Source organism: Micromonospora sp. BS32 (genome assembly GCF_059089345.1).
In genome coordinates, this window is sequence record NZ_JBSSHR010000011.1 from 19,292 (window position 1) to 36,763 (window position 17,472).

Sequence of the window (17,472 nt, forward strand, 5' to 3'; positions counted from 1 at the left end):
GTCGGGGGAGAATGGCGCCATGGCGTACGACGCATTGGTGCTGGTCTCCTTCGGCGGCCCGGAACGGCCCGAGGACGTGCTGCCCTTCCTGCAGAACGTGACCCGGGGGCGGGGGGTGCCGCCGGAGCGGCTCGCGGAGGTCGCCGAGCACTACCTGCACTTCGGCGGGGTCTCCCCGATCAACCAACAGAACCGGGAACTGCTCGCCGCGATCCAGGAGGACTTCGCCGCGAACGGCGTGGACCTGCCGGTCTACTGGGGCAACCGGAACTGGGACCCGTTCCTCGCCGACACCGTGACCCGGATGCGCGACGACGGCGTGCAGCGCGCGCTGGCGTTCGTGACCAGCGCGTACGGCGGCTACTCCTCCTGCCGGCAGTACCAGGAGGACATCGCCGCCGCCCGGGCCGCCGTGGGCCCGGACGCCCCGGTGATCGAGAAGCTGCGCCAGTTCTGGGACCACCCGGGCTTCGTCGAGCCGCACGTCGACGCGGTGCGGGCGGCGCTGGCGCAGCTCGACCCGGCGAAGCGGGACAGCACCCGGCTGGTCTTCAGCGCGCACTCCATCCCCCTCTCGGCGGCGGCCGCCGCCGGCCCGCAGGGCGGCCGGTACACCGCGCAGCTGGAGGAGGCGGCCCGGCTGGTGCACGAGCGCGCCGCCGCCGACCTGCCGTACGACCTGGTCTGGCAGAGCCGCTCCGGCCCGCCGCAAATGCCGTGGTTGGAGCCGGACATCAACGACCACCTGACCGCGCTCGCCGCGCAGGGCGTCACCAGCGTGGTGGTCAGCCCGATCGGGTTTGTCTCCGACCACCTCGAGGTGGTCTGGGACCTGGACACCGAGGCGCTGGAGACGGCCAAGCAGCTCGGCCTGGACTTCGTCCGGGCCGGCACCCCCGGCACCGACCCGCGCTTCGTGAGGATGGTGCGGGAACTGGTGGCCGAGCGCAGCGCGCCCGACGGGGAGCGGCTGCGCCGCCGTCTCGGCGAGCTGCCGATGTGGGACACCTGCCCCACGCCGTGCTGCGTGCCGGCCGCCCGCCGGCCCTGAGCCCGACCTCTCCTCCCCGACACCCCCTTGGGATGACACATGCATGACCGCAAGCCGGTGCAGAGCTGGCTCACCGACATGGACGGCGTGCTGGTGCACGAGGGCCAGCCGGTGCCGGGTGCCCCGGAGTTCATCAACCGGCTCCGCTCCTCGGGCAAGCCGTTCCTGGTGTTGACCAACAACTCGATCTACACCCCGCGCGACCTCCAGGCCCGGCTCGTCCGGATGGGCTTCGAGGTGCCCGAGCACGCGATCTGGACGGCGGCGCTGGCCACCGCCCAGTTCCTGGCCGACCAGCGGCCGGGCGGCACGGCGTACGTGATCGGGGAGGCCGGGCTGACCACCGCGCTGCACGCCGTGGGGTACGTGCTGACCGACTTCGCGCCGGACTACGTGGTGCTGGGCGAGACCCGCACCTACAGCTTCGAGGCGATCACCAAGGCGGTCCGGCTGATCAACGACGGGGCGCGGTTCATCTGCACCAACCCGGACGTCACCGGTCCGTCGGTGGAGGGCGCGCTGCCAGCCGCCGGCTCGGTGGCCGCGATGATCTCCAAGGCGACCGGGGTGGAGCCGTACTTCGTCGGGAAGCCGAACCCGATGATGATGCGCTCGGCGCTGAACACCATCAACGCGCACTCGGAGAGCACCGCGATGATCGGTGACCGGATGGACACCGACATCCTCTGCGGGCTGGAGGCGGGGCTGGAGACCATCCTGGTGCTGACCGGGATCAGCACCCGGGTCGAGGCGGAGCGCTACCCGTACCGGCCGTCGCGGATCGTCGACTCGGTGCGCGACCTGATGGACGAGATCTGACCCTCAGGGGCGCAGCGGCGCGTTGCAGGCGGCCACCAGGGCCTGCCGGCAGGCGGTGGTGAGCGGGCGCAGCGCGGCGTCACGCTGCTGCGCCTCGTAGTTGTTGATGGCGCCACCCGGGGCGCTGTGCCCGGCCAGGGCGAGCACCCGGTCCAGCACGGCCGCCCGGGCGAAGAGCCGGCGGGCGCGCGGGTCGAAGCCGGGCGGCAGGTCGGTGGCGCCGTCCGGCCGGCGCAGCGCGGCCAGCGCGCCGGCCAGCTCGGGCCGCCACTGGGCCACGTCGAGGCGGGTGAGCGCGGCGGTGGTCTCGGCGAGCGCGGCGGCCAGCTCGGCCTCCGCCTCGGCCGCGCCCGGCGAGGCGAGCGACGCCCGGGGCGCGTCGGCGGGCAGCGGGTAGACCCGCCAGAGCACCGTCTCCCAGGTCATCCCGGAGCCGGAGGTGTGGCTGCGGACCTCGGGGATCAGGCCGAGCGGGCCGGCGACGACCGCCTCGCCGACGAGCAGCGCGGCGCCGGCGAAGTCACCCGGGCCGGGCAGCCCGCGTGGGTCGCCGGGCGCGGGCAGCACGAGCCGGATCTCGTCGGGGGAGAGCTTGGCCAGCGCGGGCAGCGCCTCACGCAGCGGCACGTCGGTCCAGGTGCCGGGGGCGTCGGCGACCAGGTGCTCCTCGTCGCCGGCGATGGACTCGGCGACCTCGTCGAAGGGCACCAGCCCGGCGCGCCACGCGCGCACCCAGGCGACCAGGCGGCTCGACCGACGCGGGGCCAGGGTGGCCGCGCCCGCTGCGGGGGAGGACATGCGGAAAGGGTACGTGCTCCCCGCCGCCCCTGTCTCGACTGCCGCTCGCGCCGCGCGCCCTGCCCCGAACTGCCCCGTTCGCCCTTTACCGCCCGGTGGTTCGGCGTGTCGTACCGTTCCGTGGACGGCGTCGGCGGCGCGTCGGCGAGCGACGCGCCGGAGCCGGCGTTAGCGTGATCGACATGGGGCGGCGATACGGCGAGGACGTGCTGGCCGGTCAGTGGCGCCGGCGGAAGGTGACCCCCGAGGTGGACGCCGAGCCGGACCTGGTGGTCGAGGACGTGGACTCCGGCTTCTGCGGCGCGGTGGTGGGCTTCGAGTCCGGCGCGGTGGTGCTGGAGGACCGGCACGGCCGGCGGCGCAACTTCCCGCTGCTGCCCGCGGCGTTCCTGCTCGACGGTCGGCCGGTGACGCTGCGCCGGCCGGTACGCGCCCCGGTGCCGGCGGCCCGCCGGCGCACCGCCTCCGGCTCGGTCGCGGTCGACAACGTGAAGGCGCAGGTCGCCAAGGCCAGCCGGATCTGGGTCGAGGGCGTGCACGACGCCGCGCTGGTCGAGCGGATCTGGGGCGACGACCTGCGGATCGAGGGGGTGGTGGTCGAGCCGCTCGACGGCATCGACGACCTCGAAGCGGAGGTGCGCGCCTTCGCGCCCGGCCCGACCCGCCGCCTCGGGGTGCTGGTCGACCACCTGGTCGCCGGCTCCAAGGAGAGCCGGATCGTGGCGAAGGTGACCTCGCCGCACGTGCTGGTCACCGGCCATCCCTACGTCGACGTCTGGCAGGCGGTGAAGCCGACGGCGCTGGGCATCGCGGCCTGGCCGGTGGTGCCGCCGGGCCGGCCGTGGAAGGAGGGCGTCTGCGCGGCGCTCGGGGTGGCCGAGCCGGCGGCGATGTGGCGGCACATCCTCTCCCGGGTGGACAGCTTCGCCGACGTGGAGACACCCCTGATCAACGCCATGGAACGCCTGATCGACTTCGTCACCGAACCGGCCTGAGCGGCGGCGGCCCGGGCCCCACCGACTCCGCCGCGGCAGGGTCAGGGCTCCTGGTCCGGGGTACGGTTGAAGACGAAGGTGGCGATGTCCAGGGCGACCGGGCGGCCCGCCTCGTCTCGCACGACGGTGAGCACCTCGCCGTCCTGGTTGCCGCTGCGGCCCCGCCAGCGGTCCGGCCCTTCGGGGGTGAACCGGAGCATCGGCCGGCCCACCGGGCCGCCCCAGAGCTCCCCGGCGGGGTCGGGGCGGAACTCGTACTCCATCCCCATCCACCACCAGCGGCCGGTCAGCTCGGCCAGCTCGTCGGCGGGCGGGGCGGCGGGGCGCCAGGGCGTGACGGGCGCCGGCTCGGTGTCGAGCACCAGGGTGAGCAGCTGCCGGGCGAGCCCGCCGAGGTGGGTCCCGCGCAGACCGTACGAGTTGGCGAAACCGACCACCGCGGTACGGCTCGGCCGGTGCACCGTGAGGGCGGCCACGTACCCGGGCATCGAGCCACCGTGGCCCACGTAGATCCGGTCGCCCTCCCGGTAGAGCTCCACGCCGAGGCCGTGCCCGCCGGTCCACGAGTCGAGGTCACTGATCACCACCGGCGCGCACATCGCGGTGAGGGTCTCCGGCGCGAGCAGCTCCGGCGCCGGGTCGGCGAGGAACGCCGCCCAGCGGCCCAGATCTTCCACCGTGGACCAGAGCTGGCCGGCCGGCGCCATCGCCCCGGTGTCGGTGCGCGGCTCCTCCCGCAGCGTGTCGTGCCAGGGGTGCACCACGTAGCCGCGGGCGTACGGCTCGGTGGCGTGGAAGGTGGTGCGGGCCATGCCCAGCGGATCGAGCAGCCGCTCGCGCAGCAGGGCGAACCACGGGGTGCCGGTGACCCGTTCCAGCACCCCGCCGAGCAGCCCGTACGCCAGGTTCGAGTAGTGGTAGCCGCGCAGCGGCGGGTAGGCCACCTTCGCCGGGGTGAGCCCGGCGACCAGGTCGGCCAGGGCGACTCCCTCGGTCCGCTCCCACCAGCGCCCGTCGGGCTCCCGCTGGAGGCCGCCGGCGTGGCCGAGCAGTTGGCGCAGGGTGAGCGCGCCTACCGGAGTGCCCGGCAGGTGGGTCTCCAGCGGGTCGTCGAGGTCGAGTCGCCCGGCGTCGCGCTGCTGGAGGACCAGGACGGCGGTCATCGTCTTGCTGATCGAGCCGAGCCGGTACTGCAGGTCGGCCTCGGGGCGGGGGTGCTCCCCGGCGGCCGCGAGGTGGGCCAGCACGCTGTCGCGGACCACGCCCAGCACCAGCGACGGTGCCCGGCCGGTCGACTGTGCCCCGGCGACCAGGGCGTCGACCCGGCGGACGGTCTCGGGCAGCAGGGCCACGGCGGCCTCCTCGGCGTCTTCGGTGCGGTTCCGGCCGACTCTACTGATCATGACGGATTCCCGGAGGTGCGGGCGCGTGTCACCCTTGGGGGGTGGACCCCGTGGTGTGGATCGTGCTGGGTGTGGTGCTGGCGGTCGCCGAGATCTTCACGACGACGCTCTTCCTGATCATGTTCGCGGCCGGCGCGTTCGCCGCCGCCGGCGCGGCCGCGCTCGGTGCCCCGCTCGCGCTCCAGGCCCTGGTCTTCGCGCTGGTCTCCGTCCTTTCGGTGGCGGTGGCCCGGCCGGTCATCCAGAGGCACGCCCGGTCGGCGATGGAGAGCGGCGACCATCCGTTCGGGGTGGAGGCGCTGGAGGGTGCGACGGCGCTGGTGATCGAGCGGGTCGACCCCGACCACGGCATGGTCAAGATCGACGGTGAGCTGTGGAGCGCGCGGCCGTACGACGCGACGCAGGTTTTCGATCCCGGTGCGCGGGTGCAGGTGATCAAGGTCCGGGGCGCCACCGCCCTGGTATGGCAGGACGACATTTCCTCCCCCGGCCAGTTGCCGGAAGCGAAAAGGTGAGCGGTATGACATTTGCAGCGGTCCTGTTGGCGGCCGTGGCGTTGATCGTCGTCGTCACCCTGGTCAAAGCGGTGCGGATCGTGCCGCAACAGCGCCAGGACGTGGTGGAACGGCTCGGCAAGTACAAGCGCACGTTGAACCCGGGTCTGAACCTGCTGGTCCCGTTCATCGACGCGGTGCGTACCAAGGTGGACATGCGCGAGCAGGTGGTCAGCTTCCCGCCGCAGCCGGTGATCACCTCCGACAACCTGGTCGTGTCGATCGACACGGTCCTCTACTACAAGGTGGTCGACGCGGTCCGGGCCACCTACGAGATCGCCAACTTCATCCAGGCGATCGAGCAGCTCACCGTCACCACCCTGCGCAACGTGATCGGTTCGCTCGACCTGGAGCGGGCGCTGACCAGCCGCGAGGAGATCAACCGGCACCTCTCCGGGGTGCTGGACGAGACCACCGGCCGCTGGGGCATCAAGGTCACCCGGGTGGAGATCAAGGCGATCGAGCCGCCGGCGAGCATCCGCGACTCGATGGAGAAGCAGATGCGCGCCGAGCGGGACCGCCGGGCGGCGATCCTGACCGCCGAGGGGCACAAGCAGTCGCAGATCCTCACCGCCGAGGGTGACAAGCAGTCCGCGGTGCTGCGGGCCGACGGTGACCGGCAGGCCCGGATCCTGCAGGCCGAGGGTCAGGCCAAGGCGATCCGGACCGTCTTCGACGCCATCCACCAGGCAAACCCGAGCCAGAAGGTGCTGGCGTACCAGTACCTCCAGGCGTTGCCGCAGATCGCCAACGGCACCGCGAACAAGGTCTGGATCGTCCCGGCCGAGCTGACCAAGGCCCTCGAGGGGATGGGCGGCGCGCTCGGCGGGCTGAGCCAGATGGTCGGCGACGTGCCCACCGCGGAGGCGGCCGATCACGCCAGCCAGGTTGAGCGGGAGGCCGCAGAGGCGGCCCGGGCGGCGGCGACCGCCGCCCAGCAGATCCACGACGAGGTACGCGCCGCCGAGGCCCAGGTCACCGGCGGCAACGCCCCGCAGGGGCTGCCGGCGCCCGAGCCGGTCTCCCCGGCGAGCCTGGTCAATGACCCGGCGGATCAGCGCGAACGGGGCTGATCGGCGGCCGTCCGGAGCCGGACGGCAAATGCGAGAAATGCTCATGCGGCGCCCCGGTGCCTGCCATGATCGGTCTGAGGACGGGTGGTGGCCAGGAGCCGGGGCGCCGGTGCGTCCCGCGCCGCTCGTCGGAGTCGAGCGAGGTGACGCATGAAGGACCCGGCGCACAGCCTGTTCTCCCGGACCCCGGTCCCCGGCGCGCACGACCCGTCCGGACCGCTGGGCAGCCGACGTACCGGAGGGGGGTTCGGGGTGCTGCCCTTCGCCGGCGATCCCGGGCCGGCGGCGCCCGCCACCAACGCCAGCTGGGCCTGGTCGCTGCGGCGCTTCGCCCGCGCCTCGGTCTGGCTGCTGCCGGCGTACGCGGTCCTCTACGGCGTGGTGGCGATGGCCAGCGACGGCGGGGCGGGCAACGACCCGTACCCGGCCGACGGCCGGCCGCTCTACCTGCTCGGCTGGGTGGCCGCGGTCTGGCTGGGGCTGCTCGCCCTGCTGGCGCTGACCGGCCTGCTCGCGGCGACCCGCAGCCGCCGGGTCGCGGCGGCCGGCCTGCTGGCGAGCCTCGCCGGCACGGTGCTCATGCTGCCCTTCGCCGGGCTGGCCGAGCAGACGCCGGTCTTCGGCACCACGGCCCGGATGCCGGTGCTGGTCGGCGCGTTCCTCTACAGCGCGGGCTGGCTGCTGACCGGCTGGTCGGTGGCCCGGTCCGGGATGTTCGCCATCGGGGACGGGGTGATGCTCATGATCGCTGCTCCGCTGCTCGGCCTCGGCGGTGCCCTGATCGGCTCGTTGCAGACCTTCGGCGCGATCTTCGTGCTGATCTCCGGCATCGGCGTCGCCTACCGCTCCGGGCGCCTGCTGCCCGCCGAGATCGCCCGCGACGCCGCCACCGCCAGCGTCTCCACCCCGGCCAACAACGGCCCCCAGGGCCCCCTCCCCGCCGCCTGACCGCGCCGCCCCACCCGGTCGGCCCGGCGCCACACCACCTCGATCAAGGAGGTCGGGCACCCGTCCGGGCCAGGACGGCGGCCGAACGTCGTGATGAACGCGGGCCGGGCGGAAGGGGACGCCGGGGACGCGGGGGACGGCGGGGAGGAGGGGGGTAGGGGAGGGCGCGAAGCGGGGAAGTTGCTGGCAGGTGACGGTGAGTTACCTGACAATCGCCGGTCGGAGTGGCCCGCTGCTCCTTGTGCTGGCAATCCTTGCAGCCATGCCCCGACCCCGGTCGCCGCTGTCGCGGCTCCTCACCGTGCTGCTCGCCGGCCTGCTGGCCGGCCTCGTCCTCGCGGTCGCCGCGCTCCCGGGCAACGTGCTCGCCGGGGTGGCCACCAAGTCGGTGCTCGGCGCGTTCGACGACCTGCCGGCGGCGCTGCGCACGCCCGCCACCCCGCAGCGCTCCTACCTTTACGCCAACGACGGCAGGACGCTGCTCACCACGTTCTACGACGTGAACCGCACCGACGTGCCGCTGGCCGAGATCGCCCCGGTGATGCGGCAGGCGATCGTGGCGGCCGAGGACCGGCGCTTCTACTCGCACGGCGGCACCGACCTGCGTGGCATGGCCCGGGCCCTGGTCGCCAACGTGACCGGCGGGGGCACCTCCCAGGGCGGCTCGACGCTGACCATGCAGTACGTGCGCAACGTGCTGAAGACCGACCCCAGCCGCACCGCCGAGGAACGGCAGGCGGCCACCGACCAGACCGTCGGGCGCAAGCTCCAGGAGATCCGGTACGCCTCCGAGGTGGAGAAGACCCTCAGCAAGGACGAGATCCTCAACCGCTACCTAAACATCGCGTACTTCGGCTCCGGGGCGTACGGCATCGCGGCGGCCAGCCAGCGCTACTTCGGCACCTCGCCGGCCGACCTGACCCTCGGCCAGGCCGCCCTGCTCGCCGGCCTGGTCCAGTCCCCGGACGAGTACAGCCCGATCGACGGCGACGCCGACGCGGCGCTGGCCCGACGCGGGTACGTGCTCGACTCGATGGTCGACACCGGCGCGATCAGCGCGGATCAGGCCGCCCGGGCGAAGGCCGAGAAACTGGCGCTGCGGCCGACCGCCCAGCCGAACGGCTGCACTGCCACCTCGACCTCCGACGCCGGCTTCTTCTGCGACTACCTGCGCCGCTGGTGGCTGGAGCAGCCCGCGTTCGGCGCCAACGCCGAGGAGCGCGAGCAGGCGCTGCGCCGCGGCGGCTACCGGGTGGTCACGTCGCTCGCCCCGGACGTCCAGGCCACCGCCGTCAAGGAGGCCCGCAAGGTCTACGCCGACGACGACAAGCGCGCCCTGCCCATCGCGGCGGTCGAGCCGGGCACCGGTCGGGTGCTGGCCATGGCGGTCAACCGGCAGTACGGCGTGGCGAGCGGCGAGACCGTCAACCCGCTGATCTCCGGCGGCGGCAGCGTCGAGGGCTACCAGGCCGGCTCCACCTTCAAGCTCTTCACCATGCTCGCCGCGCTGGAGTCCGGCAGGACCCTCTCCACCGGCTTCGACGCGCCCAGCAAGCTGCCCACCCGGTACGCGGCCGGGGAGGGCGAGGGCAACTGCGACGGCAAGTGGTGCCCGGCCAACGCCAACCCGGAGCGGATGGACGGCTACCGGATGATGTGGGACGGCTTCGGCCGCTCGGTGAACACCTACTTCGTCTGGCTGGCCGAGCAGGTCGGCGAGGACAAGGTGGTGGAGATGGCGCAGCGCCTCGGCATCACCTTCCGCGCCGAGTCGGACGCGGACTTCGCGAGGAACAACGCCGCCGACTGGGGTGCCTTCACCCTGGGCGTGGCCGCCACCACCCCGCTCGACCTGGCCAACGCGTACGCCACGGTGGCCGCCGAGGGGACGTACTGCACGCCCACGCCGGTGGTCTCGGTGACCGCGGCGGACGGCCGGAAGATCCCGGTGGGACAGCCGTCCTGCAAGCGGGTGCTGAGCGAGGACGTGGCCCGGGCCGCGACCGACGCCGCGCGCTGCCCGGTCGGCCAGCAGTCGGCGTACAACCAGTGCAACGGCGGTACGGCCGGCGGCGTCGACCGGCTCGTCGGCCGCCCGGTCGCCGGCAAGACCGGCAGCTCGGAGGGGAACGCCACCGAGACCTTCGTCGGCTTCACCCCGCAGGTGGCCGTCGCCGGGATCGCGGCCAACCCGGACGACCCGACCGACGCGGTCGGCGCGGCCGTGCAGGGCCAGGTGATCACGGCGGTGGCCCGGACGATCGCGACCGCGGTCGACGGCCAGCCGGTCCGCGACTTCACCGCCCCGAGCCGGGAGCTGGTCGGTGACATGCGACGCCCCGAGCCGCCGCGCCCGTCTCCCCGCCCGACCGAGCCGCCGCAGCAGAACGACCGGGGCCTCCCCCCGGACCTGCTGCGCTGGCTGCAGAACCGCCGCGGCTGACGGCCGCGGCCCGCTGACCGGCCCCCGCCGTCCCCCCCTGAGGACGGCGGGGGCCGATCCGGTTGGCCCGGGGAACGGCCGGGCGGTCACCGCCGGTCGGCGCTGAGCGGGCCCACCCGGAACATGCCGGTCATTCCGTCGTGCACGGCGTAGCCGAAGCGACGGTAGAGGCTCGCGGACTCGCCGGCGGCGAAGAGCCCGACGAAGGTCCGGTTCGAGGCGCGGCCCGCGATCCACTCCTCCAGCCGCCGCAGGATGGCCGCCCCGACGCCGCGCCGCTGCCGCTCCGGCACCACCGCCAGGTCCTGGAGGTAGTAGTAGATCGCCCCGTCGCCGATCAACCGGCCCAGCCCGATCACCCGGTCGCCCTCCACCGCGAGCACGCCGTGCAGCGAGCCGGCCAGCGACGCCGGGATCGCGGCCGGGTCGTACGCGTCGTCCCAGCCGACGGCCCGGGTCACCGCGACGAACTCGGCCACCGTCGGCAGCCGGTCGACCAGCCGGTACTCCATGATCGAAGACCCTAGCCGCTCGGACCGGGTCGGACCGGTGATCGGGTGTCCCGGCACGGTAGCCGGGCCCGGCAAGAAATTCTGGCCCGGCTGTCGGATCCCGTCGACCCGCTCCGATCCTCCGGTGAGAGCGCCCGCCGGGCGCGCCACCGTGAGGGAGAGCGGGACATGGGCAGGATCGTCTACTGGGTGAACCAGTCCGTCGACGGTTTCATCGAGGGCCCGAACGGGGAGTTCGACTGGCCGGTGATGGGGCCGGAGCTCTCCGCGTACGCGCTGGAGCTGTCCGGGCGGGCCGGTGCGTTCGTCTACGGACGCAAGGTCTGGGAGATGATGTCCTGGTACTGGCCGCGAGCGGAGTCGGTCTCGACGCATCCGCACGACCTCGCCTTCGCGCCGATCTGGCGGCGTACCCCGAAGATCGTTGTCTCCCGTACCCTCGACGCCGCCGACCACGACGCCCGGGTGATCGGCCGCGACCTCGCCGCCGAGGTCGCGGCGCTGCGGGCCGAGCCCGGCGGCGACCTGCTGCTCACCGGCGGCGCGGAGGCCGCCCGGGCGCTGGCCGACCTCGGCCTGCTCGACGAGTGGCAGATCTTCGTGCACCCCGTCGTGCTCGGCGGCGGCCGGCCCGTCTTCGCCCGCCAGGACCGGCTCGGCCTGCGGCTGGCCGGCACGCGGACCTTCGACGGCGCGTCGGTGCTGCTGCGCTACGAGCGGGCGGCCGGGTGAGCGCTCAGCGGTCCCGCCGTCGCGGCCGGTACGTGGCGATCGTCGAGGGCAGCCCCCGCCGGATGATCCCCGCCCGGTCGGCGTCGCCGCGCAGCACCGCCGTCGCCGTCTTGCGCGCCTGCTCGGCGGTGAAGTGCGGCGGCAGCATCAGTTCGGCCGGGTCGACCATCGCGTTGACCACCACCGGCCGGTCCGCGCAGAGCACCCGCCGCCACAGGCCCGCCACCTGGCCGGGGGAGTCGACCAGCTCGCCGCGCAGCCCCAGCACCTCCGCCCACCGGTGGTACGCCACGTCGGGCAGGTCCTGGCTGTCCGGGAACATCGGCGTCCCCTCGCTGGAGCGCTGCTCCCAGCTCACGAAGGCCAGCTCCCGGTTGTTGAGCACCAGCACCACGAACCGCGGGTCGGCCCAGCGCCGCCAGTACTTCGCCACGGTGATCAGCTCGTTCACGCCGTTCATCTGCATCGCCCCGTCGCCGACCAGCGCGACCAACGGCCGGTCCGGGTGGGCGAACTTCGCCGCCAGCGAGTACGGCATCGCCCCGCCCATCGACAGCAGGGTGCCGGAGAGGCTGGCCAGCATGCCCGGGCGGACCTGGAGGTGCCTTGCGTACCAGGCGGTGGCGGTGCCGCAGTCCACCGCGATCATCGCGTCGTCGGGCAGCGCGTCGCTGAGGGTGTGGAACAGCAGCTGCGGGTTGACCGGGTCGGCCGCCTGCCCGGCCAGCTCCACCTGCGCCCGCCGCCAGGCCGAGGTGGCGTCGGCGATCGTCTCCCGCCAGGCGGTCGGCGCGGGGTCGGGGCGCAGCTCGGCCAGGAGCGCCCGCAGCGTCGGGCCGGCGTCCCCGGTCAGGTTCACCTCCGTCGGGTAGCGCAGCCCCATCCGGGTCGGGTCCACGTCGATCTGCACCGCCCGGGCCTGCCCCTGCGGCGGGTAGAACTCCGAGTACGGCATGTTGCTGCCGACGATCAGCAGCCGGTCGCACTCCCGCATCAGCTGCCAGCTGGGTCGGGTGCCGAGCAGCCCGATCGCCCCGGTCACCCACGGCTCCCGATGATCGACCGCGGGGAAGCCGAGCAGCGCCACCGCCACCCCGGCGCCGAGCCGCTCGGCGACCGCCCGGACCTCCTCCTCGGCGCCGAGCGCGCCCTGCCCGACCAGCATCGCTACCCGCTCGCCGCCGCGCAGCGCCTCGGCGGCCCGGCGCAGCTCCGCCTGCGGCGGCACGGTTGACGCGCTGCTCGGCACCGCGCTGGTGTGGTAGTAGCCGTGCGCGTGCGGCGGGTCCGGCACGGCCGGCTCGTCCTGCACGTCCGAGGGGAGCACCAGCGCGGTGACCGTCCGCCGGGCCAGCGCGGTCCGGCAGGCCCGGTCCACCAGGTGCCGTACCTGGGACGGGTCGTCGAGCTGGGCGAGGAAGTCCCCGGCCACGTCCTTGTAGAGGGCGAGCAGGTCGACCTCCTGGTAGTAGCCGCCGCCCTCCGCGGTGAGCGCGGTGTGCCCGAGCAGGGCCACCACCGGCTGGTGGTCCAGCTTGGCGTCGTAGAGGCCGTTGAGCAGATGGATCGCGCCCGGACCGCTGGTCACCAGCGCGCAGCCGAGCGGACCCCCGCCGTACTTGACGTGCGCCGAGGCGGCGAAACCGGCGGTCTCCTCGTGGCGTACCTGGACGAACTCGGCCCGCCCCGCGGCGCGTTGCAGCGCCGAGGTCATGCCGTTGATGCCGTCGCCGGGGTAGCCGAAGTAGCGGTGCACCCCCCACTCGGCGAGCCGGGCGACGATGTGGTCGGCCACCGTGGCGCCCTTCGGCAGGCGTCCGGACGCCCCCTGGGTGTCGTCTGCGCTCATCGGTGGTGTCCCTCCGGTCGTGTCCCGTTCCGGCTCGGTTCCCCGCCCCCGGCCCGGAAAACCCGGTGGCGTACGCCGCTGGACCGCCCCGCCCCGACCGGCCCCGGACCGGCACCCGGCAGAATCGTCGCCGTGCCCGTCCACCAGATCACCGACCCCGACGACGACCGGATCGCCGACTACCGCGCGCTGACCGACGTCGAGCTGCGTACCCGCTGGGAGCCCCCGCACGGGCTGTTCATCGCCGAGGGGGAGCTGGTGCTGCGGCGGGCGCTGCGGGCCGGCTACCCGGCCCGGTCGTACCTGGTCGACGCCAAGCGGGTCGACCAGCTCGCCGATCTGGACACCGGGGACGCCCCGGTCTACGCCGCCACCCCGGACGTGCTCCAGCGGGCCACCGGCTTCCACGTGCACCGGGGCGTGCTCGCCTCGTTCCGGCGCAAGCCGCTGCCGGCCGCCGCCGAGGTGCTGGCCGCCGCCCGCCGGGTGGTGATCCTCGAGGACGTGAACAACCACACCAACCTGGGCGCGATCTTCCGCGCGGTCGCCGGGCTCGGGGTGGACGCCGTGCTGCTCTCGCCGACCTGCGCCGACCCGCTCTACCGGCGCAGCGTACGGGTCAGCATGGGTGAGGTCTTCGCCGTCCCGTACGCCAAGCTGGAGCCCTGGCCGGACGCGCTCGCCGAGGTGCGGGCGGCCGGCTTCACCGTGCTGGCGATGACCCCGGCCCCCGACGCGGTGCCGATCCAGCGCCTGGACGCCGCCCAGCGGGCCCGCTCGGCGCTGCTGCTGGGCGCCGAGGGCGCCGGGCTGACCCGGGCCGCGATGGACGCCAGCGACATCCGGGTGGTCATCCCGATGCGCCGCGGCGTCGACTCGCTCAACGTCGCCGCCGCCACGGCGGTGGCCTGCTGGGAGCTGGGCCGCGACGACCCGCTCTGAGCTGCGGGGCGGCCTGTCGTCGTACGGGGTGACGGACGGTAGCGTGTCGCCCGTGTTCCCTACCGTCCGTGAGGTGCTCGCGCTGGACCCGGTCCGCCACGGCGCCCCACGCCTGGTGGCCGGCGAGGCGGCTCTGGACCGGCCGGTGCGCTGGGTGCACGTCACCGAGGTGCCCGACATCGCCACCCTGCTCGGCGGCGGTGAGCTGGTGCTCACCACCGGCATCGGGCTGCCCGCCGACGACGCGGGGCTGCGCGCGTTCATCGGCGACCTGGCCGACGTCGGCGTCTCCGGGCTGGTGGTCGAGCTGGGCCGCCGCTACCTCACCGGCGTGCCCCGGGTGATGGCGGCCGCCGCCGAGCGGCGCGGGCTGCCCCTGGTGGAGCTGCGCCGGGCCACCCCGTTCGTCCGGATCACCGAGGCCGTGCACGCGCTGATCGTCGACGCGCAGCTCACCGAGCTGCGCGCCACCGAGGAGATCCACCAGCGCTTCACCGAGCTGTCCGTCGAGGGCGCCGGCCCGGCCGAGGTGGTCCGGCAGGCCGCCGAGCTGGCCGGCTGCCCGGTGGTGCTGGAGAACCTCTCCCGCCAGGTGCTCGCGTACGACCCGGCGGGGGAGAGCGCCGAGCTGCTGCTGGACGGCTGGGAGCAGCACTCCCGCCGGATCCGGCCGGCCGGGCGGACCGCGTACGACGCGGACAGCGGCTGGCTGGTCACCACCGTCGGCGCCCGGGGCCACGACTGGGGACGGCTGCTGCTGCGCTGGCCGGGCGGCGGCGACCTGGCGACCGGCCGGGGCGTCCCGGCCGACCCGACCGGCGCCGGCGCGGCCGACGGGGAACGCGACGGGCGGACGTCGGCCGGCACCCCGCCCACCCGGTTGACGATCCTGGTGGAACGGGCCGCCTCCACCCTCGCGCTGGGCCGGCTGATCCGCCGCGACGCCGAGGGGCTGGAACGGCAGATCCACCGCACCCTGCTCACCAACCTGCTCGACCACTCTCGCCCGGTGGACGAGGTCGCGCTGCGGGCCAAGGCGCTCGGCGTCATCCTCGACCGCCGCCACCTGGTCGGGGTGGTGGTCCGGCACCGCCTCGACGAGCCGGCGGGGGAGAGCGGGGCCGGGGAGGGCGGCCGGTCGGCCGAGCCCGCCCCGGAGGCCGGCCCGGCGCGGCTGCGGGACCTGGCCGAGGCGGTCGGCCAGGCGCTTCGGGAGGCGAAGCTGACCGGCCTGACCAGCGCGGTGGACGACCAGGCGGTGGGCGCGCTGCTCGCCCTGCCGGACGCGGCCGCCGAGGAGCGCGCGCTGGCCGCGTTCGCCACCGCGCTGCGCCGGATCCGCGTCGACGCCACCCCGTCGCGGCCGCCGGCCGGCCGGTCCGAGGCGGGATCGGCCGCCGGCCGGCCGGAGGCCGGCGGATCGCGGCGGCCGACGTCCGCCGGTGCCCCGGGACCGGACGCGGTGATCGTGGCGGCCGGTTCCGGCGTGGGCAGCCTGCGGGAGGCACGACGCTCGCTGATCGAGGCCCGGCAGGTCGCCGACGCCGCCCGCCGCGACCGGCGCGACCTACCGATCTTCCGGCTGCCGCACGTCGGGCTGGCCGGGCTGCTGCACCTGCTGCGCGACGAGCCACGGGTGCAGACCTTCGTCGAGCGGGAACTCGGGGCGCTGCTCGCCCACGACGCCCGGCACCCCCGCGACCAGCTGCTCGGCACCCTGCGGGCGTACCTCGAACAGGGCCGCAACAAGTCGGCGGCGGCCGCCGCGGCGCACCTGTCCCGGCCGGCGTTCTACGAGCGGTTGGCCCGGATCGCCCGCATCCTCGACGTCGATCTCGACTCGGTCGACGCCTGCCTCTCCCTGCACGTGGCCCTGCTCGCCCTGGACGCCATCCGCACCCCCTGAGGGGAGCCGGCGGGAATCCGCACCGATCAGGCGAGGGCGTCGAGGGCCTTGGCGTACGCGGCGGGGACGAAGTTAGGGCCGCCGGGGGTGAAGACGTCCGAGTGCGCCGCCGTCGACCAGGCGGTCTCCGGCACGGCGTCGACCAGGGCGCGGACCACCGGGGCGTCGCGCCACTGCTCCTGCTCGGCGAGCAGGCTCAGCGCCACCACCGACTCCTCCACCTCTCCGACGCACTCGAACGGCTTGTGCCCGTCGACGCCCAGCAGCTCCCGGTAGCCGGGGATCTGGGACTCGTCGGCCAGCAGGTCGCCGCCGAAGATGCCCACCACCCGCTCACGCGGCATGAACGGCGCCATGGCCAGGAAGACGAACCGGCACTTCGGGCAGTTGCGGCACCAGCGCTCGCTCGCGTCGCGCAGCTTGAACGCGGCGTTGCAGCTGGTCACCACCGCGTCGTACCGGTCGATCCCGGCGAAGAGCCGGGCGATGTGCAGCTCCGACAGCGACCGCAGCAGCGAGAAGTACGGCTCGGTGAGCCCGGCGTGCTCGGCCAGCGCCGCCCGCAGCAGCCCCTCCGCCTCGACGCCCTTGGACCACTGGTGGTTGATCTCGTGACCGTTCCAGAGCAGGTTCGGGTCGGACGCCGAACGCTCGTTGGACATCACCACCGGGCCGAGGCCGTGCAGCACCGCGGTGGCGACCGCGATCAGCGAGTTGATCGCGGTGACCGGGATGTGGCCGTTGAGCGCGCCCGCCGCGTTCAGGTCGAACAGCACCGGGTCGATCCGCCGCCGGGCGGCCAGCGCGGGCAGCCCGGACGCCTCGTTGACCGACACGATCACGTGGTTCGGGTTGACCGAGAAGGGCACCGGGTCGAGGCCGGCCCGGCGCAGCGCCTCCAGGCTGACGATGGAGTCCTTGCCGCCACCGACGGCGGAGAGCGGCCGGCGGTCCGAGTCGTCGTACACCCGGGGTGGCGACACCTCGCCGGCCGGCGCCTCCGGACGCAGCTCGAGCACGTGCGGCAGCTGGTTGCGGTAGGCGTACTCGGCGAGGCCCTTGGTGTAGATCCCGGTGACCAGCTCGACGGCGGACGCGCCCAGCGGCGCCGGCAGCACCAGCCGGCCGGGCGCGGCGGCCTTGTAGTAGCTGACCCCGGCGACCACGTGCAGCAGCTCCAGGACCCGGTTCAGGGTGGCCACCGTCTCGTCCGAGGGCGGCTCGGCCGGCAGCGGCAGCGTGATCACCTCGGTGAACCGCTGCTCGCCGTCGGGACCGGTCAGCGCGTAGTCGAACAACGCCTCACCGGTGGCGAGATCGATCGAGTAGGACGGGAAGGTGAAGGCGTCCATCCGCCGGAGCTGCTCGTTGGGCACACGCCATACTAGGCCCTGGTTCGTCCGGCCGTGTCCGGCTGCGGCCGGACCGTGCCCGAGCACCGCCGTCG

The 17,472-nt window shown here is 74.4% G+C and carries 15 protein-coding genes; 10 read left to right on the plus strand and 5 right to left on the minus strand.

The annotated features are described in order from the left end of the window. Positions 1-19: 19 nt before the first annotated feature. Positions 20-1,051: a ferrochelatase gene (locus AC5RWQ_RS17740; RefSeq protein WP_494283814.1), complete on the plus strand. Its 1,032-nt coding sequence runs from the start codon at positions 20-22 to the stop codon at positions 1,049-1,051. Between the two features lie 39 nt (positions 1,052-1,090). Next, complete coding sequence (locus AC5RWQ_RS17745) at positions 1,091-1,870, plus strand: HAD-IIA family hydrolase (RefSeq protein WP_334491778.1); 780 nt, start codon at positions 1,091-1,093, stop codon at positions 1,868-1,870. Between the two features lie 3 nt (positions 1,871-1,873). On the opposite strand, the gene AC5RWQ_RS17750 is transcribed toward AC5RWQ_RS17745, so the two are convergent. Beyond that, complete coding sequence (locus AC5RWQ_RS17750) at positions 1,874-2,668, minus strand: Rv1486c family protein (protein ID WP_494283815.1); 795 nt, start codon at positions 2,666-2,668, stop codon at positions 1,874-1,876. Between the two features lie 182 nt (positions 2,669-2,850). Between AC5RWQ_RS17750 and AC5RWQ_RS17755 the strand changes: the two genes are divergently transcribed. Next, a complete protein-coding gene (locus tag AC5RWQ_RS17755) occupies positions 2,851-3,663 on the plus strand; it encodes a DUF3097 domain-containing protein (protein ID WP_494283816.1) in 813 nt (270 codons plus the stop codon). 41 nt (positions 3,664-3,704) lie between these two features. Here AC5RWQ_RS17755 and AC5RWQ_RS17760 read toward each other — a convergent pair whose 3' ends face one another. Continuing rightward, on the minus strand, positions 3,705-5,015 hold the full coding sequence (locus AC5RWQ_RS17760) for a serine hydrolase domain-containing protein (RefSeq protein ID WP_494283957.1): 1,311 nt from the start codon (positions 5,013-5,015) through the stop codon (positions 3,705-3,707). A 92-nt stretch (positions 5,016-5,107) separates the two neighbouring features. On the opposite strand from AC5RWQ_RS17760, the gene AC5RWQ_RS17765 reads away from it, so the two are divergent. The 4 genes from AC5RWQ_RS17765 (at position 5,108) to AC5RWQ_RS17780 (ending at position 10,084) form a co-directional block, all read left to right on the plus strand. Beyond that, positions 5,108-5,581, plus strand: coding sequence for an NfeD family protein (locus AC5RWQ_RS17765; protein WP_494283817.1), 474 nt, complete (start codon positions 5,108-5,110; stop codon positions 5,579-5,581). Between the two features lie 5 nt (positions 5,582-5,586). Continuing rightward, positions 5,587-6,693: an SPFH domain-containing protein gene (locus tag AC5RWQ_RS17770; RefSeq protein WP_494283818.1), complete on the plus strand. Its 1,107-nt coding sequence runs from the start codon at positions 5,587-5,589 to the stop codon at positions 6,691-6,693. A 150-nt stretch (positions 6,694-6,843) separates the two neighbouring features. After that, the gene (locus AC5RWQ_RS17775) at positions 6,844-7,641 is read left to right on the plus strand and encodes a hypothetical protein (protein WP_494283819.1); all 798 of its coding nucleotides are present in this window, start codon (positions 6,844-6,846) and stop codon (positions 7,639-7,641) included. Positions 7,642-7,837: 196 nt separating this feature from the next. Beyond that, entirely contained in the window at positions 7,838-10,084 is a 2,247-nt protein-coding gene (locus AC5RWQ_RS17780) for a transglycosylase domain-containing protein (protein ID WP_494283820.1), read from the plus strand. Between the two features lie 86 nt (positions 10,085-10,170). On the opposite strand, the gene AC5RWQ_RS17785 is transcribed toward AC5RWQ_RS17780, so the two are convergent. Then, positions 10,171-10,596: a GNAT family N-acetyltransferase gene (locus AC5RWQ_RS17785; RefSeq protein ID WP_494283821.1), complete on the minus strand. Its 426-nt coding sequence runs from the start codon at positions 10,594-10,596 to the stop codon at positions 10,171-10,173. 168 nt (positions 10,597-10,764) lie between these two features. Here AC5RWQ_RS17785 and AC5RWQ_RS17790 point away from each other — a divergent pair, with 168 nt between their 5' ends. Further along, a complete protein-coding gene (locus AC5RWQ_RS17790) occupies positions 10,765-11,328 on the plus strand; it encodes a dihydrofolate reductase family protein (protein ID WP_494283822.1) in 564 nt (187 codons plus the stop codon). 4 nt (positions 11,329-11,332) lie between these two features. Here AC5RWQ_RS17790 and AC5RWQ_RS17795 read toward each other — a convergent pair whose 3' ends face one another. Beyond that, positions 11,333-13,177 carry a thiamine pyrophosphate-requiring protein gene (locus tag AC5RWQ_RS17795; protein ID WP_494283823.1) on the minus strand — a complete coding sequence of 615 codons (1,845 nt, stop codon included), beginning with the start codon at positions 13,175-13,177 and terminating at the stop codon, positions 11,333-11,335. A 132-nt stretch (positions 13,178-13,309) separates the two neighbouring features. Between AC5RWQ_RS17795 and AC5RWQ_RS17800 the strand changes: the two genes are divergently transcribed. Next, positions 13,310-14,119, plus strand: a complete 810-nt coding sequence (locus AC5RWQ_RS17800) for a TrmH family RNA methyltransferase (protein ID WP_494283824.1) — start codon at positions 13,310-13,312, stop codon at positions 14,117-14,119. 52 nt (positions 14,120-14,171) lie between these two features. After that, on the plus strand, positions 14,172-16,025 hold the full coding sequence (locus AC5RWQ_RS17805; protein WP_494283825.1) for a PucR family transcriptional regulator: 1,854 nt from the start codon (positions 14,172-14,174) through the stop codon (positions 16,023-16,025). Between the two features lie 26 nt (positions 16,026-16,051). Here the strand turns inward: AC5RWQ_RS17805 and AC5RWQ_RS17810 are convergent, their stop codons facing one another. Then, positions 16,052-17,401, minus strand: a complete 1,350-nt coding sequence (locus AC5RWQ_RS17810; RefSeq protein WP_494283826.1) for a MurL-like N-terminal domain-containing — start codon at positions 17,399-17,401, stop codon at positions 16,052-16,054. Positions 17,402-17,472: the final 71 nt, after the last annotated feature.